A 20,685-nucleotide genomic window follows, 5' to 3' on the forward strand; every position below is an offset into this window, starting at 1 on the left:
AATCGTTAGACTTTGGTCTTATTGTGGTTCTCGTTGATCATGATAGATTCTCTAGCAGACAAAACAACGTCGATGAATTCTCGAAGTACAGCTAGGTAGGGAATTGAGATTGACGTCATCCATCAAACTAAGGGAATGATTATGGTAGAGTCAAACAACTATCAAATGGCGATTGATCTATTGTGCTGCCATCTGGGAATTTCTGAAGAGGAAGCGAAGCAGCAACTGGGCATTTCGACAGAACAGCAGGTTGCCAAGCAACTCTCTGATACTCAGCAAGCTCTTATGGGGCTGGTACAAGATAAATAAGTATTGAATACGCAGAAGGGCTACCAATGGGCGGCCCTTCTGCGTTGTTATCTGACAGATAAATGTAGTTCGTTATGAACTAAGCAATACTGTTACATCAATGTACTTACCCAAATCTTTTCGTTTTGCCTTGGGAATATAAGGAATTTCTCCGAGCTTAGGCACCGCTAACCGCGTTTCTAACATCTCAATGATGTCGGCATAGTGTTCGGTCCCCGGATTCACTCGATTAGCCACCCAGCCAATCAGATTCAAGCCATCGGATTTGATTACTTCTGCCGTCAACAAAGCGTGACTTAAACAACCCAACTTGATACCGACCACCAAAATAACGGCGAGTTGCTCTTGTTGCACCCAAGTAGACAAACTTTCTTCATCTGAGATGGGCACACGCCAACCGCCAGCGCCTTCGACTAACACCACATCGGCATTTTGCTTATGCTGCGCCAATTTGTTGCTTAGAAGGGCGTAGTCGATGGTGACCTGTTCATGTTTCGCCGCAATATGAGGAGAAGCGGGTAGTTCAAGCGCATACGGATTAACATCCTCATAGGCAACGTCAACCGTTGCAGCGGCTTGCAAATGCAGCGCATCGGAATTTCGCCAACCTTCTGCGGTTTTTTCACTGCCCGCAGCCACGGGCTTGTAACCGATCGTTTTTACCTCTCTCGCTGCCAACGCATGAAGAATGGCTTTTGAAGCCACGGTTTTGCCAACATCGGTATCCGTACCTGCAACAAAAAATGCCCTACTCATATCTCTATAACCCCTAAACAAACCTTATAACTGGCCGGTACATGCCCCAGATGGTTTTGAAATGTTTGATACTCGCGCTCAACCTGCATCAATACCTTGCGGCTGGTTAAACCATGTGAACGACCACTTACGTGATTCGCCCCAATACCTTTGAGATCTCGCATCACGGCAAACGCTGATGGGTACCAAACTGTGATGTCGGTCAAGTCTAGATGATGGTTATGGCAATGAGATTGCGCTAACGCAATTTTTACCTGATTGGCAGAGATGAAATGGTTGACGTGTTGATATACATCAATTTTTTTCCACGCGGTTTTCAGCTCCAGCAGTGAACCATCCAGCAATGTGGAGAAAAACGCCGTGCCTTTTGGCTTGAGCACGCGTTTGATTTCTCTTAACGGATAGGCCAAATCCTGACACCACTGCAAAGCCAGGCTGCTAAAAACGTAATCAAATTCAGCGGCGTAAAAAGGCAAAGCTTCGGCATCAGCAACCTGATAGGTGACGCGCCAATCGCCACAACGTTTGCGAGCCGTTGCTAACATCTGTGACGAGAGATCAGCGCACACCACCGAAGCTCCCCTATCACGCAGCAACTCTGAGAAATAGCCAGTACCGCAGCCTAGATCTAAAACACGCCGCCCAGTGAGGTCTTCAGGCATTTTCTCTAGTAACCGGTGGCCAACATCACGCTGAAACGCTGCGTGTTGGTCGTAAGTTTTCGCAGCTTTACCAAACGCCAATGCAATCGCCTGTTTATCGCTATTGGCAGTGTCGGATAATAATACACTTTCTGCTTGCTTCAATTGCTCTCTCCCATCGCCTGCAGCAAACTGCGAGCCAGCACTCTAAGTTGCTCGGCACTGTGGTTAGCGGTGAGGGTAATTCTCAAACGCGAAGTTCCTTGCAAAACCGTTGGCGGACGAATCGCCGTCAGCCATAAGCCTTGCTGTCGACAGTGATCAGAGATAGCCATCGTGCGTTGTGCATCGCCTATAATCCAAGGTTTTATTGGTGTCGATGTATCCACGTAACCCGTCTCATTTTTCAGCAACAGAGCATACGTTTGTTGCAACTCATCTAACTTTTCTCTTCGCCAACGTTGCGTACGTATCATCTCAATCGCGTGTGTTAAGGCAAACGCCTGAGCGGGTGGAATCGCCGTCGAATAGACATGATGACGGGCAAATTGGGCCAGATAGTCGCCAGTGGATTGGTCGCATAAGATCGCCGCACCGGACAAGCCGAACGCTTTGCCAAAAGTGACCACCAAAAGCTCTGGTTTAATCGCAGCCAGATCGCAACTGCCCCGCCCCTCCTCACCAAGCACGCCAATGCCGTGCGCATCATCGATCGCCAGCCAAGCGTTTTTTTGCTTGGCGACCTGAGCGATGTTTGCCAACGGAGCGAGATCGCCATCCATACTGAAAACGCCCTCAGTAACCACAAGGCTGCGCCCTTTGGCATCCAGAAAAGTATCGAGATGATGAGTGTCGTTATGCTTCCACCGTTTCATCGTCGCGGGCGAAAGGTGGCCAGCTTCCTGCAAAGAGGCGTGATTAAGTTTATCTTGGTAAAGAAAATCGCCTTTTTCTAACAAACTGAACAACATGGCTTGATTGGCCGCAAAGCCCGAGCCAAACAAGATGGCCCGTTCAAAGCCTAACCAATCACATAAGGCTGCTTCGAGGTTGCTGTGCGCCGGGGAAAACCCCGTCACTATCGGCGACGCACCACTGCCACAGCCGTATAAACTCAGTCCTTGCTGCCATGCGCGTACTAGCGACTGGTCGTTTGCTAAGCCGAGATAATCATTGGCAGAGAAGTTGATATAGCGTTTGCCATCACATTCGAGCTCGGTTTGGTTGCCAGAGAAAATCACCTGAGTGCGCCGGCTCAAACCTTGCTGCGCTCTTTGCGAAAGCGCGCCTTCAATTCTGGACTTAAACGCTGGCGTCATAAAACAGGTCGTCTTTCGCCGGACGAGCAGCCACTCGTTCTACCACGCGATCAAGCAAGTCGTTTTCTTCAATTTCATCCGGTTTTTGCGACACTTGCTGGCGGTTAATCCCCAGCTTGTTAAACAGCAACATGTCTTTGTCTTCGGATGGATTGGGAGTGGTCAAAAGTTTGCAACCGTAGAAAATGGAGTTGGCACCCGCCATAAAGCATAAGGTTTGCATCTGCTCATTCATATTTTCGCGGCCAGCAGAGAGACGTACCGCCGATTGCGGCATCATGATGCGGGCGATGGCAATTAAGCGAATAAAGTCAAAAGGATCGACATCTTCTGCGCTTTCCAGAGGCGTCCCTTTGACTTTGACCAGCATATTGATCGGCACACTTTCCGGATGCACTGGCAAGTTGGCTAATTCCACCAGCAATCCGGCGCGGTCATGGGCACTCTCACCCATGCCAATGATACCGCCAGAACAGATTTTCATTCCCGCGTCACGCACGTGAGAAAGTGTATCTAGGCGATCTTGATAGGTGCGAGTGGTGATGATGTTGCCGTAAAACTCTGGCGAGGTATCAAGGTTATGGTTGTAATAATCAAGGCCCGCTTCGGCAAGCTGATTCGCTTGTTCGGGCGTGAGCATGCCCAGCGTCATACAGGTTTCTAGCCCCATCCCTTTAACGCCTTGGATCATCTCTTTGAGCAGCGGCATATCACGCTCTTTCGGATTTTTCCACGCAGCACCCATACAAAAACGCGTAGAACCTGCGTTTTTCGCTTTCTGCGCGGCATCCAGCACCCGTTCGACTTCCATTAAACGCTCTTTCTCAACGTCCGTTTGATAACGGGCACTCTGCGGACAATACTTGCAATCTTCAGGGCAAGCGCCGGTTTTAATCGACAGCAAAGTGCTGACTTGCACTTGGTTGGCGGGATGGTAATGACGGTGAACTTGCTGCGCTGCAAAAAGCAAATCCATAAAAGGCTTATCCATTAGCTCACGCACTTGCGCATGAGTCCAGTTGTGACGTACTTCCACGTGTATTCCTTGCGTAACTTTTTGTTAAGTCGTTTTCGTTTTGTTGACAGTCTACTGAGTCCCGATAAACTGTCAACGAAATCAAACACAACAAAGTTTACATTGGGTTATTTTTTAAACATCAAGTTATTGGAACAACACATGGATTTAGCCTTCGACCGCCGCCACATCTGGCATCCTTACACTTCAACCTTAACACCTCTGACCTGCTATCCGGTCAGTGCCGCGCAAGGTGTGACACTGCAGTTAGAGGACGGTCGAACGCTGGTTGACGGCATGTCCTCATGGTGGTCAACCATTCATGGCTATAACCATCCACACCTGAACGCTGCGGCGCACGCTCAGATTGATCGAGTTTCCCATGTCATGTTTGGTGGCATCACGCACCAACCCGCCATTAATCTATGCAAGAAACTGCTGTCACTCGCACCGAGCAACCTTGAGCACGTCTTCTTAGCCGATTCGGGATCAGTGGCTGTGGAAGTGAGTTTGAAAATGGCGTTGCAATATTGGCACGCCAAAGGCGAGTCTCGCCCTAAGTTCCTCACGTTACGCCACGGCTATCACGGTGACACGTTCGCCGCAATGTCGGTCACCGACCCTAACAACTCCATGCACTCTTTATACAAAGGTTTTTTACCAGAGCACATTTTCGCTGATTCACCTACTGTCGGTTTTTGGGATGAGTGGAACCCAGACGATTTAGCCGATTTCACACAGCAAATCGACCAGCACCATGCTCAGGTAGCGGCGGTGATCTTAGAGCCTATCGTCCAAGGTGCGGGCGGCATGCGTATCTATCATCCTGAGTTTTTAAAAGGCGTCCGATCGGCTTGTGACCAATATGGCCTGCTGCTGATTGCCGATGAAATCGCCACGGGTTTTGGCCGCACGGGCAAACTGTTTGCTTGCGAACACGCGGATATTCAACCAGACATTTTGTGCGTAGGAAAAGCGTTGACGGGCGGCTATATGACGCTGTCCGCTACCTTGACCAGCAAACAGGTCGCCGACACCGTGTGCAGCGGGGAAGCTGGCTGCTTTATGCATGGGCCGACATTCATGGGCAATCCCCTCGCCTGCGCGGTTGCAACGGCGAGTTTAGAGCTAATCGAACAAGGAGATTGGCAGAAGCAAACGAGTGAGATTGAACAGCTGTTTTCTCAATTACTGCCATCACTGCAAGCCTACCCAATCGTCAAAGAGACGCGCTGGCTAGGCGCGATTGGCGTAGTTGAAACTCATCGTCCAGTCAATATGGAAGTGGTCCAAGCTCTGTTTGTCGAGCTCGGCGTGTGGATTCGTCCATTTGGCAAACTGATCTATATCATGCCGCCCTTTATCAGTGAGCGAGAGCATATTGAACAATTGGTCAACGCCATCGAGAGCGCGTTACAAAGGGAAGAGTGTTTTTTGATATAAAAAACCCAGCGCAGAGGCTGGGTTTGATATTTATTTGATCAAATTAACCGATGTGCGTTGCGCCGCCCATGTATTTCTGCAGCACTGTAGGGATAGCAATACGGCCGTCTGCTTCTTGGTTGTTTTCAAGAATCGCAACCATAGTACGACCAACGGCCAAACCAGAGCCGTTTAGAGTATGCACCAGCTCTGGTTTCTTCTCTGCTTTACGACGGAAGCGTGCTTGCATGCGACGAGCTTGGAAATCCCACATGTTTGAGCATGAAGAGATTTCACGGTAGGTATTTTGCGCAGGCACCCACACTTCTAAGTCGTAAGTCTTGTGAGAACCGAAACCCATGTCGCCAGTACAAAGTAGCACTTTACGGTAAGGTAGCTCGAGCAGCTGCAGTACTTTTTCTGCATGACCAGTCAGCTCTTCCAAGGCGCTCATTGAGTCTTCAGGTTTGGTGATTTGAACCAGTTCCACTTTGTCGAACTGATGCATACGGATCAAACCGCGCGTATCACGGCCGTAAGAGCCCGCTTCAGAGCGGAAACACGGCGTATGTGCCGTCATCTTGATTGGCAGATCCGCTTCGTCCGTGATGGTATCACGCACTAAGTTAGTCACAGGAACTTCGGCCGTTGGAATAAGAGAAAGCTTGCGCGGCTCTTCGTCACTGGCTTTTTCCGTCAACGGCTCAGTATGGAACAGATCCTTACCAAATTTAGGCAGTTGACCTGTGCCGAATAGGCTGTCTGCGTTAACTAGGTAAGGCACGTACATTTCTGTATAGCCATGCTCTTCTGTGTGCAGATCCAGCATAAACTGAGCGATTGCACGGTGCAGACGGGCAAACTGACCTTTCATTACGATAAAGCGTGCGCCCGTGATTTTTACTGCGCTTGCGAAGTCTAAACCACCGCCCATTTCGCCTAGGTCAACGTGATCTTTCACTGCGAAGTCGTAAGTTTTCGGCTCACCCCAGCGAGAGATTTCTAGGTTGTCGTTTTCATCTTTGCCATCTGGTACTTCATCGGCTGGCAGGTTTGGAACAGAAAGCGTGATCTCTTCCAGTTTTGCCATCAACGCGTCAAGTTCGACTTTCTTCGCATCCAGATCAGAACCTAGAGAACCGATTTGCTGCTTAACCGCTTCTGCGCCTTCTTTGTCGCCAGCGGCCATAAGCTGACCAATTTGCTTGGAGATGGAGTTACGCGTGGATTGTAAATTTTCAACTTCTACTTGAATGGACTTACGTTGTTCTTCAAGTTCACGAATAGTCTCTACGTCCAGCTTAAAGCCACGACGCGCCAGTTTAGCAGCTGTTTCATCCAGCTCTGTACGAAGTAATTTAGAATCCAGCATTGTTAATCCTATGCTTTTTGTTGTGAAATGACGTGCTCAATCCAGACGAACACGTTGAAAAAATTAACCAAATAAATGTATCCAAAAACGCCTACTTTTCATAGCGCTTTTGTGGGCTATTTGCGTCTAAATTAGCCAGGTAATCTAACTTTTCCGCGATTTTGCCCTCTAAACCGCGGTTTGTTGGCTGATAGTACTTACGTGATGCCATTTCTAATGGAAGGTAGCATTCTCCCGCAGCGTAAGCCCCGGGCTCATCATGTGCGTAGCGATAGCCTTCACCGTAGCCGAGATCTTTCATCAGTCCGGTTGGCGCGTTGCGCAAATGGAATGGCACCTCATATTCGGGCAAGTTGTGGGCATCGGCCAGCGCTTGTTTCCACGCGGTATACACGGCATTGCTTTTCGGCGCGCAGGCTAAGTAGACGATCGCCTGTGCAACAGCGCGTTCACCTTCTGCCGGACCTACACGGGTGAAACAATCCCACGCGGCGAGCGCCACTTGCATCGCTCTCGGATCCGCATTACCAACGTCTTCAGACGCAATCGCCAGCAGACGGCGGGCGATGTAGAGTGGATCACAACCTGCGGCAATCATTCGCGCAGCCCAATACAAGGCCGCATCGGGATTCGATCCGCGAATCGACTTATGCAGCGCGGAGATCAGGTCGTACCAAATATCGCCTTTGTTATCAAAGCGGGAGACTTTTTCTCCCGCCACTTCCGCCAACAGCGCCAAGGTGATCTGCTTTTCGCCTTGCGCGTTTTCTTCGGCCATGTCGTAGAGCAGTTCCAGATAGTTGAGTGACATTCTCGCGTCACCATTCACCAACTCAGCGAGGCGACTTAGGACGTTGTCGGCAAAATGCGCAGAAATATTACCCAACCCGCGCGACTTGTCTTCTATCGCTTGACGCAGCGCAAGCAAGATTTCATCGCGACTAAGTGACGTGAGCTTGTAAACTCGCGCTCGCGACAGTAATGCGTTGTTAAGTTCAAAAGAAGGGTTTTCTGTGGTCGCACCAATAAACGTCACCGTGCCATCTTCAATGTGGGGCAAAAAGGCATCCTGCTGAGATTTATTAAAGCGGTGCACCTCATCGACAAACAAAATGGTTCGTCGCCCAGCAAGTTTGTTTTCACGCGCTTTTTCAATCGCCGCACGGATCTCTTTGACCCCCGATGTCACCGCAGAAACGCGCTCAACTTCCGCATTGGCGTAGTTTGCGGCCACTTCAGCCAAGGTGGTTTTACCCGTGCCGGGTGGGCCCCAAAGAATCATCGAGTGCAAATGGCCGGCTTCCAAAGCTCGGCGCAGCGGCTTTCCCGGCCCAAGAATATGTTGCTGACCGATATACTGTTCTACCGTTTCTGGCCTCATACGAGCAGCAAGGGGACGAAAATCCTCGTCCCCTGAAAAATCTAACGTGTAATTGGTCACGAGCGATTAATTCCTTTGATCATCCACTTCCACTCCCTCTGGAATGGCGAAGGTAAATCTGTCTGCATTCGGTTTGCCCAGCTTCACTTGGCTGAACTTGAACAGCCCTTTTTGGCCATCTTGTTCAATCACATTAAAGCCATTGACGATGCCTTTGGCATCGATATCGATTTGAAACTGGCCTTGGGTCGAATCGACTGCTTTCGGGCTTAAGGTAAAGACATTGCCTTGTTGCTCAACGCGATAATTCTGCCAATCACTGGCTCGATTGCGTGTGAGTAGAACAAAGGGGGTTTGCTCCGTCGCTTGCTCTTGCCAGTAAATGCTGACCTGTTCAATAAAAGGGCTGTAGTACCAGAGGGTTTTGCCATCGGAAACTAACAGGTTTTCATCCGGGAAAGTGGTGTTCCAGCGAAACAGACTCGGACGAGCAATTTCAACGGTTCCTTCCCCTTCCATAATGGTTTCCCCTTCGGGGCTGAGGACCGTTTGGGAAAATTGGGCGCTAAAGCCATCGTTGATCGCCAAGCGGTTGCTGAGCTCCTCCTGTGGGGAAGCCATTACCGACGCGGTTAGAAACATCAACGTAAACCATTTCTTCATTTTTCTACCTTTCTACAACTTGTGGCGAGAAAACTCGTGTTATTGGACGGCGATTCAATCCGTAAGTTCACTAATCTCTGGGTGGCGCGGGAGCTAGGACTTCTCGATTGCCGTTATGGCCCGGCGCGCTGACAATGCCCTGCGCTTCGAGTTGCTCTACGATCCGTGCTGCTCGGTTATAACCAATTTTAAAGCGACGTTGAACGCCAGACACAGAGCCACGACGCGATTGAACCACGTGCTCTACGACTTGATCGAATAGAGGGTCCAATTCATCGTCGCTTTCCATCTGTTCACCCGGCAACAGCGCTTCGGGGCCTTGATCGCCGCTGACAATCTCTTCGATATAATTGGGTTTACCACGCGCTTTCCAATTATTTACCACGGCATGCACATCGTCATCGGAAGCAAACGCACCATGAACGCGAATAGTGTGACTTGAACCGGGAGGCAAATAGAGCATATCGCCCATTCCCAGTAGCGATTCCGCGCCGCCTTGGTCCAAAATGGTCCGTGAGTCCGTTTTGGTTGACACGGTAAACGCCACACGCGTTGGAATGTTTGCTTTGATCAAACCAGTGATCACGTCAACTGACGGGCGTTGGGTCGCGAGGATCAAGTGAATACCCGCCGCGCGAGCCTTTTGCGCCAAACGTGCGATCAACTCTTCCACTTTTTTACCCACCACCATTATCAGGTCGGCAAACTCGTCGACGACCACGACAATGTAGGGCAGTTTTTCCAGTAATGGCGGTTCCGTGTCCATGCTGTCGCCGTCTTGCCACAGCGGATCGTGAATCGGATGACCCGCTTCTGTGGCCATTTTCAGCTTTTCATTAAAGCCTTTAATGTTACGGACACCCATCACCGACATCAGTTTATAGCGACGCTCCATCTCACCCACACACCAGCGTAGCGCGTTAGAAGCATCCTTCATGTCGGTAACCACTTCGGCCAACAGATGCGGAATGCCTTCGTAGACAGACAACTCAAGCATTTTCGGGTCGATCATGATAAAGCGCACCTCTTCCGGGCTGGCTTTATACAGCATGCTCAGGATCATCACGTTGACCCCGACAGATTTACCAGAACCTGTCGTGCCCGCCACCAGCACATGCGGCATTTTCGCCAAATCCGCCACCAGAGCTTCGCCCGCAATATCTTGCCCCAGAACCACGGTCGTCGGTGAAGTTGCCTGCTCAAACTGAGGGCTCGCAATCACATCAGAGAGATAGACGGTCTGGCGGCTCATGTTGGGCAGTTCGAGACCGACATACGGCTTGCCGGGGATCACCTCGACAACACGCACCGCCATAGCAGACAGCGAGCGCGCCAAGTCCATCGACAGGCTGGAAATGCGGCTAACCTTCACCCCTGGTGCCAAATCCAACTCAAAGCGCGTAATCACAGGGCCAGGGAAAATCCCCACAACGCGCGCTTTAATCTTGTAATCGGCCAGTTTTGACTCCACCAAACGTGCAATGTGCTCCAGCGCTTCTTTATCGATGAAATTTTCTCGCTTTTCTGGATGATAAAGCAGCTCTAACGTCGGCAACGGCTCTTGTGGTACAGGCAGGTTCTGCTCTTTTTTCATTAAGAACGGATTGTTTGCCCCTGCCATGTTTTGCTGAGCTTGGCTGACCATATTCTGAAAAGCGGTGACATCTTCATCGACTTGAGGCTCTTCTTCACTCTCCTCATTTTCATAAGGTGCGGATGTCTCTGTTTCTGACAAAGACCACGACTGCTGCCCAAATGGAGTTTGCGCTTGATACTCTTCTGGCTCTTGCATCCAAGGCGGTGAATCGAGTTCGTCTTCCAAGCTCGACATTACTGGCTCACGTCGATGTGGCTCAACCACTTCATCCCCAATCTTATCCAGCTCGGAGGCCGAAATGACAGGCTCAAACGATGGCTCATCTTGAGACCATGGCAGCTCTGCGCTCTCTGGCGCTGATTCTGCTGGCGACCTTGCCGTGTAAGATGTCACCGTCACAGGCTCTGAATACGAGGGCAATTCGGCTGGCATGTCATCGGCAAACATCGCCTCTTGCTCCAACTCCTCAATCGTCGCTGTCAGCTTTTGACTGCGCGTTTCTTGCGGAATTTCTGCGGCGATGTCTGCATGATAATTTGCCTGAGAAGGCATATGGATGGGATAGTCAGTTTGCGGCGAAGCGGCCATCGCTGGCTCTTCAAGGTATTCTTCGTCATGGTGCTGCGGCAAGTCTTGCGTTTTCTCGCTCACATTGGGCGTGTCTAACGACTCACGTTCTAAGCTGATGTTTTGTAGCTGAGGCTCTAATGTCTCCCCCGCGTCACCACGCACTTTGTTGACTAGCCAAACAAACAACCCAATGGCCAGATTACCGAGCGATTCAACAATGGCCAACCAAGAAATCCCGGTCAGCAAGGTAAAGCCCGCCCCCCATAAAAAGAGCAGCACTAACGTGGTGCCTAATAAATTGAGTACAGGTAAGGCCAAGTTAGTCAAGACATCGCCAATCACGCCACCAGAGGAGAAATACCAAATATCATCGAAATTGATGTCTGCCAAACCACAGCTGGTCAGAATTAGGATCACGAGGCCAAGTAGACGCGTCCCCCACAGCATCAAGTCGATGTGTTCGTCTTCATCTCGTTTGCGGAAAAACACCCACGCGGCGATGGTAAGTAACAAAGGAAGTGGGTAGGCTAACAAGCCAAAAGCGAAAAAGAGGGTATCGGCGATCCAAGCGCCTAAAATGCCACCGGCATTGCTAATTCCCCCACCCCATGCCGTTTGCGACCAAGAAGGATCGGCTGGGCTGAAAGTGATGAGTGCTGTCGCCAGCAAAACAGAGCTGAGCACACCGAGGATCAGACCGCACTCTTTCAGACGTTGAAAACCGTTCAGACGGGAAGACTGAGGCTCTTCGCTTGTTTTTATAATCGTTTCGACTTTCTTCGCGTTCTCTTTGAACATAAATCAACTTGAATCATTATTAATCTGAAACACTCCGAGCGGCCAAAGCCGCTCGGATTAATAAGTTGATTTAACCACATCGAAAGGAAAAACCCAACGTCTCGTCTGCGAAAGCAGGCATATAACCTGCTTTCCTTACAAGAATTTAACGGGTTTTAATCACCAGTTGATTGCTTTGCTTCACTTCTTCCATAACCACGTAGGTTCGCGTGTCGTTCACACCCGGTAGACGCAAAAGCGTGTCACCCAACAATTTACGGTATGCCCCCATGTCAGATACACGGGTTTTCAGCAAATAGTCGAAGTCACCAGAAACCAGATGACACTCTTGGATATCATCGAGCTTTTGCACTGCGGTGTTGAATTGCTCAAACACATCCGGTGCACCACGGTTTAACGTAATCTCAACAAATACCAATAGAGAAGCGTCAAGATACTGAGGGTTCAACAACGCGGTATAACCCGTGATGTAACCTTGACGTTCGAGACGGCGCACACGCTCCAAACACGGCGTTGGCGAGAGGCCTACGCGTTTTGAGAGTTCTACGTTTGAAATTCGACCATCTTTTTGCAACTCATTCAGAATGTTGCGGTCGATACGGTCTAGATCCTTGGACGGCTTTTTGTAGTTGTCTGCCATTTTTTATTCCACCTTATTACTTCCTTGCAAAAAAATATACTACAACTTTTTAATATTCAGTATCAAATTTTATTTAAACCCATCTATACTAGGCGTTAATTCGACAATACTACCCTACACATAGTCAATACAACCATAATAACTTAAGGAGTCAGGATGATTATTGGCGTTCCAAAGGAAATCAAGAACCATGAATACCGTGTTGGCATGATCCCAGCCAGCGTGAGAGAAGTGATCTCTCATGGTCACCAAGTGTTTGTTGAAACTAATGCCGGCGCAGGCATCGGTTTTTCAGACGATGACTATATTGCTGCAGGCGCATCCATTCTTCCTACTGCTGCTGACGTGTTTGCGAAAGCAGAAATGATTGTAAAGGTTAAAGAACCTCAAGCTGTCGAACGAGCAATGCTTCGTGAAGGGCAAATTTTATTTACCTATTTACACTTAGCCCCAGATTTTCCACAAACTGAAGAGCTAATCAAGAGCAAAGCTGTCTGCATAGCCTATGAGACTGTAACAGATCATATGGGTCGCTTGCCACTACTCGCACCGATGTCTGAAGTTGCTGGTCGCATGTCTATCCAAGCTGGCGCACAGACTCTTGAGAAGTCTCACGGCGGTCGTGGTCTTCTTCTGGGCGGTGTACCTGGCGTTGAACCAGCAAAAGTCGTTGTTATCGGCGGCGGCGTTGTGGGCGCGAACGCAGCGCGCATGGCGGTTGGTCTACGTGCGGATGTCACTATCCTTGACCGTAGCGTAGACACGCTTCGTAAACTGGACGAAGAATTCCAAGGTCGCGCTAAAGTGGTTTATTCTACAGAAGATGCGATCGAGAAGCACGTTCTAGAAGCGGATCTTGTTATCGGTGCCGTATTAATTCCGGGTGCAGCAGCGCCAAAACTGGTAACTAAAGAGCACATTGCGAAAATGAAACCAGGCTCGGCGGTGGTTGACGTGGCGATTGACCAAGGCGGCTGCTTTGAAACGTCTCACGCGACCACTCACGCAGAACCTACCTACATCGTTGATGACGTGGTTCACTACTGCGTGGCCAACATGCCAGGTGCAGTTGCACGTACGTCCACCTTCGCATTGAACAATGCCACCCTCCCTTACATCGTGAAACTGGCTAATCTGGGTTACCAGCGTGCGCTGACCGACGACAAAGGCTTCTTAAAAGGCTTGAACGTCATTCACGGCAAAGTCACTTGTAAAGAAGTTGCAGACAACTTCAACCTTGAGTACATCGCACCAGCTGACGCTATTGCTATGTTCAACTAAGGTTGTCCTGCTAGTCGAGCACTCGGCTAGAAACGCAAAAAGCTCGCTACTGATGCGAGCTTTTTTATTCCTTTATTAATATAAATTATGAATAAAAGATCTATCTAAAAATCAATTTCATAGCAATGTTGCTTGGTAGGTGCCATTTTTCGCGCTTGGATCAGCAGATTCCTTGGTGTAACCCTGCGTTCGCAAAAGGTGAACAGATCGACATGGTAACCGTGCTGCTGCAAAAACAACGCTCGGTCATAGACTAGCCACATTTCCAACGGACGCTGAAAAATTTGCTGCACTAGGCTCAATCGCTCCATACGCCAGAAGCGCTCTTCACCCAATGTCTCAAAACGGCCATAATCGACCTTAGGCAAACACAACGACTTTTGCTTCGCGGCCCAGTGGCAAAATGCTTCAAAACCTGCATTTAATTGCGATTTTTTAACACTGGGCACAGGCACGTACTCTTCCAACTGCAACTGCTCTCGGCATATCAGATCAAAAGCAAGTCGATAAATCATTTCCTGCTCACGTTGGCGTTTGACACGCTCACCACCGGTAACGGTTTGTTGCAGAGGAATGCGTAGCTCTTTTTTACTCAGCTTCAGTTTGGATTGCTGCGCGGGTATCGATAACGCTTGATAAGCTTCATCCTGAATTAAATGATAACAGCAGGGCGCAATGCTCATTGCAGCAACGTTAGCGCTCGCGCCGTGCTGTATCAGGCGAACGTGCAGATCACCGCACGCGTGAAGCGCAACTGCGTGTTGATTGGGGTGAAAAAACCGCTTAGATCGCCCATCAAACGCATCGCCTTGGACAAACGACATCTCTAGATTGAGCTCGTTTGCCGCTTTCTGGCCCTCTTCACACAAAGCATGCTGATATTCAAAACTGGTAACAGGCTGCTGACTTTCACCTGCCAAGACCCGCCCGAGGTACCCTTTCCCCGCACACCATTCTAACCACGAATCACCGACGTGGTGATTCAGGCAAACCGCTCCCATCGAGTTAATTTGCTGCAGTTTTCGACCTGGAATGCCGTTACTGATCATGGGTGATAGGCTGATTTCTGTTTCAGTGAGCGAAGCAACATCTAGCATACCTTTCACAATAGATAAGCTAGGGAAGAAAGGCTTTAGCTGCTCCTCCAGTATATCTGGCTGTGTTTTAAGTTGTGCGATTTGCTGATGGCTCAACAAAGACAGCCAATTGCAAAGTTCAGGATGGGAAGCTTGCCAAGGCAGAGTGCTGGCTAAGCTGCGGTGAAATGGTTCGAAGCGCCAGAAATCTTGGTTTTCTAGCAACCAGTCGTTTATGAAATGAAATTGAGCCTGCATACTTCCCCCAAAACAAGCGAGTATTTTGGAGGAAGTCGATACGATTGGAAAGCGCTTAGCGTACTGGGAGGACGATATCTTTAAACATCTCTTCAATTTCCGCGTTCGATTTGAGCGAGATCGCCTGCTCAACCACAGGGCGAGTCAGATGCGGTGCAAAACGTTCCATAAAATCGTACATATAAGAGCGCAAGAAAGTCCCTCGACGAAAACCGATACTGGTGGTGCTGGCACCAAACAGGTGGCTGGCATCAATCGAGACCAAATCTTTATCCTGCTCTTTATCGACTGCCATACTGGCAATGACACCAACGCCAATGCCCATACGCACGTAAGTTTTGATCACATCGGCATCCGTCGCGGTAAAGACGACTTTCGGAGTGAGGCCGACACGATTAAACGCCGTATCTAACTCAGAGCGCCCTGTGAAACCAAATACGTACGTCACCAATGGGTAAGTCGCTAAGTCTTGAATAGTCACCTTCTCTTTGCGCGCCAGCGGATGATCTTTCGGCACAACAATTGAGCGATTCCAATGGTAGCAAGGCAACATGACGGCATCTTGGTACAGATGCAGAGCTTCAGTCGCAATGGCGAAGTTAGCCGTGCCTTTAGCTATCGCCTCTGACATTTGGCTCGGTGTACCTTGATGCATGTGCAGAGAAACTTTCGGATAGCGAGCGGTAAAGCCTTTAATCACATCCGGTAACGCATAGCGGGCCTGAGTGTGGGTCGTTGAGATGTTCAGTGTGCCCATTTCCGGGTGAGTGTGCTCACCAGCCACGGCTTTGATACTTTCTACTCGCGCGAGAATTTCTTGGGAAATCCGCACGATGTCCTCACCCGCTCGAGTCACTTGAGTAAGATGTTTCCCACTTCGCTCAAAGATTTGGATACCCAGCTCATCTTCCAGCAATCGCACTTGCTTACTGATACCCGGCTGCGAGGTATACAGACTCTCTGCTGTCGCAGACACATTGAGATTGTGGTTCACAACCTCAACAATGTATTTCAGTTGTTGCAGTTTCATAGTCGCCTTGTAGTCCGTTACTCATAACTAAACTTCATCCACATGAGTAAAAACCATGCATTTTAGGTTCTCAAATATAATAATAAGTTATAACGTGGATAACGTATAAAGAACAGCGAAATTACAAACTTTCTATCCCCTCACAGCTCAGGATGCGACCAGACGACTATTTTGCAATCCACGCCTCATTCTTTACTTCGATTCGTAAGTTTTGATTACTAATCTTTTTCAGAACAGCAATAATCACTAAGAATATGATTAATAGGTGCATGAATGCCTTGTGTTCGTGTATCCTTACTTGTTAGCCGTCAATAATAAAAGCAGACACACACAGATATGAATATTGGTTTAATTATCGCTTTGGTCGCCGTATTACTGGTTCTGGTTCTTGGTTACAACATCATGCTTCAGTACAAGGTCAAAGTGGAAACCGCGAAACGACAGGAATCCGCCCGCTATGTCGCTGTCATAGATGCCACTGAAGAGCTGATTGGCCATGCGCACCATATTCCTTTTAGTAAGGAATTGCTTGTCTGCCTAAACAATCGCATCCTAGATGCGCTGGAAAATATGTCGGCGTTAGATCCTAAGAGCAAACAGCTCGCACAGCGAGTTGAAGGCATGAAGCAGCAGATTGAACATCTGAAGAACAACTATCAAGGCGGTGAAAGCACCGCGTTTAAAGTGCCCACCAGCGACAAGCAAGCCATTGTGATGCTCAAATTGGTTAAGCGCTTACGTGACACCATACGAAATGAACACAACAAAGGCCGTTTTGAAACCCAAGCCTATGTAGAAGAAAACGCTCGTTTGGAAACCATGCAGATCCGCATTAACATCGAAAACGTGATTAAACGTGCCAATGACTCGATTGCTCGTGGGCAAGCTGGTACCGCGGTGCAACTTCTGCGTAAAGGCATTGACGTCCTTAGCACCAAAAACGACGCCTACTCCATCCAAGCCAAAGAGAAGCTTGATATGATGCTCAGTGAGCTCGATAAACGTCGTTCCGACAAGCACGCTGAAGAGTTGCAGCAGATGGAAGATAAAGAGCGCAATAACGATATGGATGCACTCTTCGGTGACAAGAAAAAGTGGTAGAATCCGCTTCCAGGTTTCCAATCAACAAGGTCGCCATTGGCGGCCTTTTTACTTTGTTAGAACAGAACTATGATCAGTCTCAATGCCTATCAGGAGCTACTCGCGCCTATCCACGCTTTTTTGCACTGTGAAACACCGGATGAATGGGTTGAGCAAGCCAAAAAGCCAGAAAATCTAGCCACTATTTTGCTCGATCACTTACTGTGTGAGTTGAAAGCAGGCCAATCTGCCATGTATCTTATCCGCAAATACGCGGTTGATAAAGAAAGCGCGCACACACTGCTGGATTGGTTTAAACCCTATGAAGATTTTGCTTATCGGGGGATTGGCTCGATTGAAACACTCAAGGGAAAGAGCAATATTTCTAAAGCGATTATAGCCAAATCGAACTCACCATACAGCCAAGATCTGATAGATAAGATGGTGTTGCTTATCAAAGAAGAACTGCATCACTTTTATCAGGTACTGGAAATCATGCAAAGCCGTGGGATTGAATATCAAAGCATTCCGGCCAGCCGCTATGCAAAAGGTTTGCTCTCACACATGAAGACTCACGAACCTGAGACACTGATTGATAAGTTGATCATCGGTGGCTATATCGAGGCCCGCTCTTGTGAACGCTTCGCCAAACTGGCTCCGCACATGGATGATGAAATCGCGAAATTTTACATCTCTTTGCTGCGCTCAGAAGCCAGGCATTACCAAGATTATCTCTCGTTAGCCGAGCAAATCGCAGGAAAAGATATCAGCGCAAGAATCACCTATTTTGGCAAAATCGAAGCGCAACTTATCTCTTCGCCAGACGATGACTTTAAGTTTCATAGTGGTGTGCCAGCTTAGAGCATCAGGCATCAAAAAAAAGCCCGCGTCTCAGCGGGCTTAATATTCTCGAACTTTACGCTTAAGGTGCAATCACTTCCTCTACAATTGGTGTGGCACGTAAAGCCAAGCTCTGGACATAATTCATAACGTTCGTTCTATATACGGTGTTAGAAGAGCCTTCAGCATTAGCTTTAGACCAGTAAAAGTAGTTTGATTTAGGCTGCTTGCTAAATACTACATCAAAATAGCTACTCTCTGTTAAGAATGCAGGCGAGAGATCGCTGAGATCATACTTGAATGTACAAGTCGGTTCATTTTCACCATTAATAATCGTATATGCTGTCACTTCTGCCCCTGTGTTTGAATAAGCACCGATTGACATAACTGGTGATTGTGAATAAGTACTATAACTATCTAAGCGCAGACTTGGGCAGCTTTCAGAAAAACGAAGGGTCAACTGAGGGTTTTCACCAAGCGAATAAGCTACCGTCGCTTTAATATCACGGTGATCCCAAATGTCTTCACCATCGATATTATAGAAATTTCCGTTTGGTGCTTGCACTCTGGCAATACCTGGGAACACCGTAGAGTTGGCAAAAAAGCTATCAACCAGTGGAGAACTTACATCCACTAGAACCATACGTTGTTTACTAAATGGGTTGTCAGCTGCAGTTCGAATCAGAGCTATTTCACCCGTCGGCTGCTCATCTTCTATAATTTCACCTTCTTTACTCTCTACTTCAACTTTAGTTGTGAGAGCAACAGCGCTGAAATGGTATTTCTGGTCACCTATCGTCGCAATCAGACCATCGTAATCTTGAGTATAAGAGCCAGCTTCTTGTAGGGGTACGCTTAAATCACACTTTTCAAAGTCAGTAACCTTAAACTCAGAGAGCGATATTGTACCGTTTTGGAAAGAAACTAAAGAACACGACTTATAATGATCCATTGTTTTTTCGGAGAATAAGTGACCTTCAAGAACAAAGGTTTTTCCTGAAAGAGCTTTCGCTGTCGTATCTGTGACACTACCAAACACACTAACTTGAGCAACTTCTTCTACAATGGCTGAGACAACCTGTTCCACTTCACCTTGAGCGGATTTGGCTGAGTATTGAGCTTGAACGGTAATGTGGATTTGAGCACCATTTTTACCCGCTTTAATATAAGCTACCCACTTATCTAACTCTGCCAGCTTCTCATCCTTAGTTAGCTTTTCATTAGCTACAATGGGATCTGCCAGCTCTGCGATATTCTTTTTTTGCTCCCATAGGAACGGGACGTCACCTGCCAATATCACTTCTAACTCAGAACCTTCAGGCGCCTTAAACAGTGCTTCAAGCTCTTCTTTTGCGACTTCAACTATATGAATTTCATCCGCTTTCATTTGCAACGGAAATTTAGCGGAGAGCGCGAGAATACCTTGGTCAAAGGAAGAAGACTTTTCTATTTGAGCATACTGATGTTGAATGTCGATATAGTATGGTAGCAGCACATAGTCACCACTTTCATTACTAGAGATCTTAACAATTATCTGATGTGTGCCCACCACTGTTGGTATGCCGCCTAGCACCAATTCAAATACATTCGATGGCGTATTTTCTGAATCTCCAGCCCCATCCTTATTTACAGCAATAGAAATACCAGCAACGCTTTGAATTTTGTTACCTTTCATGTCTAATACTTCAATGTTTGCATCATCAATATTAGAGAAAAATTCGTTGAGTGATCGACTAGTTGTTGCTGTTTCAGTATTTTTCGTAAAACTGAGTGATGAGAAGTAAGTATCTAGGGCTTCCTTAAGAGCAGGGTTTAAACTAAACTCAACTTCAATATCAACCGATTGAATATAACCAAGCCCATCACCCAAATTAACTACTCGAGCTTTTATGTAGTTATTTTTATCGTTCAACTGCTGGTCAGACATTTTGTTTGCCGCATCAATAAACTCATTGAGCAGGTCGATGCCCCACGAACGATGTCCGTCAGCGAAAGCGTAGCCTAGCGATTTTGCGACCACTGCGAGACGTTGTTCTGCTGGAGTCTGAGCGTTTAAATAATTAAATGCAAGCACATCATCAGTATCTAAATCAACGATATGAGACAAGGCATTAGACACACTTTTTGCTGAGACCGCCAAACTCTCTTCTAGCGTAAGCCCATCACGAGCAGCAAGTTTTTTTGCTTCATCAACAACAATGGTCGTCAATGGCGATACAAAGGTATTCCCTTTTGGTGCTTCAAAAAGCGCACTTTTCGTAATGAGTTGAGCCGGTTTTGAAACTAGCTTTGATTGATACGCCACCGCCTGAAGAAGAATAGCATGTTCTTTAACAATACTTTCTGAGATAAAAAAACCACCATTGACTCCGGTTTTTCCCAACAACTCTTTCTCTGAAGGGAATCCGTCTCCGTTGGTGTCAGCATAAATGTTTGCATTTATAAAGCGGGTGATAATTTCGTATCCATTTGAATCTGGCGTAGCTACTAACGTTTTTTCTGACTCATTCGAAACTGTATTCGCTATATTTTCTTCTGTACTACAACCTGCAAGCAAAATTGCAGGAATTAGTGTAGATAAAATTTTCTTTTTCATTGTTTGCTCCATGCAAATCTTGTATGGGGATTGCTCCCCAT

Annotated in this window: 17 protein-coding genes; 5 read left to right on the plus strand and 12 right to left on the minus strand. The window is 47.9% G+C overall.

Features of this window, described 5'->3' with window-relative positions; all coding sequences use genetic code 11:
* The first annotated feature begins 141 nt into the window (after positions 1 to 141).
* A complete protein-coding gene (locus UF06_RS26995; protein ID WP_171816764.1) occupies positions 142 to 309 on the plus strand; it encodes a hypothetical protein in 168 nt (55 codons plus the stop codon).
* Between the two features lie 72 nt (positions 310 to 381).
* Here the strand turns inward: UF06_RS26995 and bioD are convergent, their stop codons facing one another.
* Genes bioD through bioB form a run of 4 tightly spaced genes read right to left on the minus strand, consistent with a single transcriptional unit; the run spans position 382 to position 4,061 of the window.
* On the minus strand, positions 382 to 1,065 hold the full coding sequence (gene bioD, locus UF06_RS20160; RefSeq protein ID WP_045572007.1) for a dethiobiotin synthase: 684 nt from the start codon (positions 1,063 to 1,065) through the stop codon (positions 382 to 384).
* Entirely contained in the window at positions 1,062 to 1,871 is an 810-nt protein-coding gene (gene bioC, locus UF06_RS20165) for a malonyl-ACP O-methyltransferase BioC (RefSeq protein WP_045572008.1), read from the minus strand. The genes bioD and bioC overlap by 4 nt, the downstream gene beginning before the upstream one ends.
* Positions 1,868 to 3,025 carry an 8-amino-7-oxononanoate synthase gene (gene bioF / locus UF06_RS20170; RefSeq protein WP_045572009.1) on the minus strand — a complete coding sequence of 386 codons (1,158 nt, stop codon included), beginning with the start codon at positions 3,023 to 3,025 and terminating at the stop codon, positions 1,868 to 1,870. Before bioF ends, bioC begins: the two co-directional genes overlap by 4 nt.
* Entirely contained in the window at positions 3,009 to 4,061 is a 1,053-nt protein-coding gene (gene bioB, locus UF06_RS20175; protein ID WP_039429718.1) for a biotin synthase BioB, read from the minus strand. The genes bioF and bioB overlap by 17 nt, the downstream gene beginning before the upstream one ends.
* A gap of 141 nt (positions 4,062 to 4,202) precedes the next feature.
* On the opposite strand from bioB, the gene bioA reads away from it, so the two are divergent.
* Positions 4,203 to 5,483: an adenosylmethionine--8-amino-7-oxononanoate transaminase gene (gene bioA, locus UF06_RS20180; protein ID WP_045572010.1), complete on the plus strand. Its 1,281-nt coding sequence runs from the start codon at positions 4,203 to 4,205 to the stop codon at positions 5,481 to 5,483.
* A gap of 43 nt (positions 5,484 to 5,526) precedes the next feature.
* Here the strand turns inward: bioA and serS are convergent, their stop codons facing one another.
* From serS to lrp, 5 genes are all read right to left on the minus strand, one after another.
* Positions 5,527 to 6,834, minus strand: a complete 1,308-nt coding sequence (gene serS / locus UF06_RS20185; protein ID WP_045572011.1) for a serine--tRNA ligase — start codon at positions 6,832 to 6,834, stop codon at positions 5,527 to 5,529.
* Positions 6,835 to 6,925: 91 nt separating this feature from the next.
* Positions 6,926 to 8,275 (minus strand): replication-associated recombination protein A, encoded by a 1,350-nt coding sequence (locus tag UF06_RS20190; RefSeq protein ID WP_045572012.1) that lies wholly within the window; start codon positions 8,273 to 8,275, stop codon positions 6,926 to 6,928.
* A 6-nt stretch (positions 8,276 to 8,281) separates the two neighbouring features.
* Positions 8,282 to 8,878 (minus strand): outer membrane lipoprotein chaperone LolA, encoded by a 597-nt coding sequence (lolA, locus tag UF06_RS26505; protein ID WP_045572013.1) that lies wholly within the window; start codon positions 8,876 to 8,878, stop codon positions 8,282 to 8,284.
* Positions 8,879 to 8,948: 70 nt separating this feature from the next.
* On the minus strand, positions 8,949 to 11,843 hold the full coding sequence (locus tag UF06_RS20200) for a DNA translocase FtsK (RefSeq protein ID WP_045572014.1): 2,895 nt from the start codon (positions 11,841 to 11,843) through the stop codon (positions 8,949 to 8,951).
* A gap of 145 nt (positions 11,844 to 11,988) precedes the next feature.
* Entirely contained in the window at positions 11,989 to 12,483 is a 495-nt protein-coding gene (lrp, locus tag UF06_RS20205; protein ID WP_039429735.1) for a leucine-responsive transcriptional regulator Lrp, read from the minus strand.
* 156 nt (positions 12,484 to 12,639) lie between these two features.
* On the opposite strand from lrp, the gene ald reads away from it, so the two are divergent.
* Positions 12,640 to 13,764, plus strand: a complete 1,125-nt coding sequence (gene ald, locus UF06_RS20210) for an alanine dehydrogenase (protein WP_045572015.1) — start codon at positions 12,640 to 12,642, stop codon at positions 13,762 to 13,764.
* A 104-nt stretch (positions 13,765 to 13,868) separates the two neighbouring features.
* On the opposite strand, the gene UF06_RS20215 is transcribed toward ald, so the two are convergent.
* Positions 13,869 to 15,098, minus strand: a complete 1,230-nt coding sequence (locus UF06_RS20215; RefSeq protein ID WP_045572016.1) for a methyltransferase — start codon at positions 15,096 to 15,098, stop codon at positions 13,869 to 13,871.
* 55 nt (positions 15,099 to 15,153) lie between these two features.
* Positions 15,154 to 16,128, minus strand: a complete 975-nt coding sequence (gene cysB, locus UF06_RS20220; protein WP_045572017.1) for an HTH-type transcriptional regulator CysB — start codon at positions 16,126 to 16,128, stop codon at positions 15,154 to 15,156.
* A gap of 336 nt (positions 16,129 to 16,464) precedes the next feature.
* On the opposite strand from cysB, the gene UF06_RS20225 reads away from it, so the two are divergent.
* Together UF06_RS20225 and UF06_RS20230 are read left to right on the plus strand one after the other, a co-directional pair.
* Positions 16,465 to 17,229 carry a hypothetical protein gene (locus tag UF06_RS20225; RefSeq protein ID WP_045572018.1) on the plus strand — a complete coding sequence of 255 codons (765 nt, stop codon included), beginning with the start codon at positions 16,465 to 16,467 and terminating at the stop codon, positions 17,227 to 17,229.
* A 69-nt stretch (positions 17,230 to 17,298) separates the two neighbouring features.
* Positions 17,299 to 18,069 carry a tRNA isopentenyl-2-thiomethyl-A-37 hydroxylase MiaE gene (locus tag UF06_RS20230; protein ID WP_045572019.1) on the plus strand — a complete coding sequence of 257 codons (771 nt, stop codon included), beginning with the start codon at positions 17,299 to 17,301 and terminating at the stop codon, positions 18,067 to 18,069.
* 61 nt (positions 18,070 to 18,130) lie between these two features.
* Here the strand turns inward: UF06_RS20230 and UF06_RS20235 are convergent, their stop codons facing one another.
* The gene (locus UF06_RS20235; RefSeq protein ID WP_045572020.1) at positions 18,131 to 20,644 is read right to left on the minus strand and encodes a hypothetical protein; all 2,514 of its coding nucleotides are present in this window, start codon (positions 20,642 to 20,644) and stop codon (positions 18,131 to 18,133) included.
* Positions 20,645 to 20,685 lie beyond the last annotated feature (41 nt).

Origin of the sequence: Vibrio sp. S234-5 (genome assembly GCF_000960595.1) — a bacterium.
GTDB lineage: Bacteria > Pseudomonadota > Gammaproteobacteria > Enterobacterales > Vibrionaceae > Vibrio.

Excerpts from the sequence above, each read along its gene's own strand:
- UF06_RS26995 (WP_171816764.1), top strand. The coding sequence starts at position 142 with ATGGTAGAGTCAAACAACTATCAAATGGCGATTGATCTATTGTGCTGC.
- bioD (WP_045572007.1), bottom strand. The coding sequence starts at position 1,065 with ATGAGTAGGGCATTTTTTGTTGCAGGTACGGATACCGATGTTGGCAAA.
- bioF (WP_045572009.1), bottom strand. The coding sequence starts at position 3,025 with ATGACGCCAGCGTTTAAGTCCAGAATTGAAGGCGCGCTTTCGCAAAGA.
- bioA (WP_045572010.1), top strand. The coding sequence starts at position 4,203 with ATGGATTTAGCCTTCGACCGCCGCCACATCTGGCATCCTTACACTTCA.
- serS (WP_045572011.1), bottom strand. The coding sequence starts at position 6,834 with ATGCTGGATTCTAAATTACTTCGTACAGAGCTGGATGAAACAGCTGCT.
- lolA (WP_045572013.1), bottom strand. The coding sequence starts at position 8,878 with ATGAAGAAATGGTTTACGTTGATGTTTCTAACCGCGTCGGTAATGGCT.
- UF06_RS20200 (WP_045572014.1), bottom strand. The coding sequence starts at position 11,843 with ATGTTCAAAGAGAACGCGAAGAAAGTCGAAACGATTATAAAAACAAGC.
- lrp (WP_039429735.1), bottom strand. The coding sequence starts at position 12,483 with ATGGCAGACAACTACAAAAAGCCGTCCAAGGATCTAGACCGTATCGAC.
- ald (WP_045572015.1), top strand. The coding sequence starts at position 12,640 with ATGATTATTGGCGTTCCAAAGGAAATCAAGAACCATGAATACCGTGTT.
- UF06_RS20215 (WP_045572016.1), bottom strand. The coding sequence starts at position 15,098 with ATGCAGGCTCAATTTCATTTCATAAACGACTGGTTGCTAGAAAACCAA.
- cysB (WP_045572017.1), bottom strand. The coding sequence starts at position 16,128 with ATGAAACTGCAACAACTGAAATACATTGTTGAGGTTGTGAACCACAAT.
- UF06_RS20225 (WP_045572018.1), top strand. The coding sequence starts at position 16,465 with ATGAATATTGGTTTAATTATCGCTTTGGTCGCCGTATTACTGGTTCTG.
- UF06_RS20230 (WP_045572019.1), top strand. The coding sequence starts at position 17,299 with ATGATCAGTCTCAATGCCTATCAGGAGCTACTCGCGCCTATCCACGCT.
- UF06_RS20235 (WP_045572020.1), bottom strand. The coding sequence starts at position 20,644 with ATGAAAAAGAAAATTTTATCTACACTAATTCCTGCAATTTTGCTTGCA.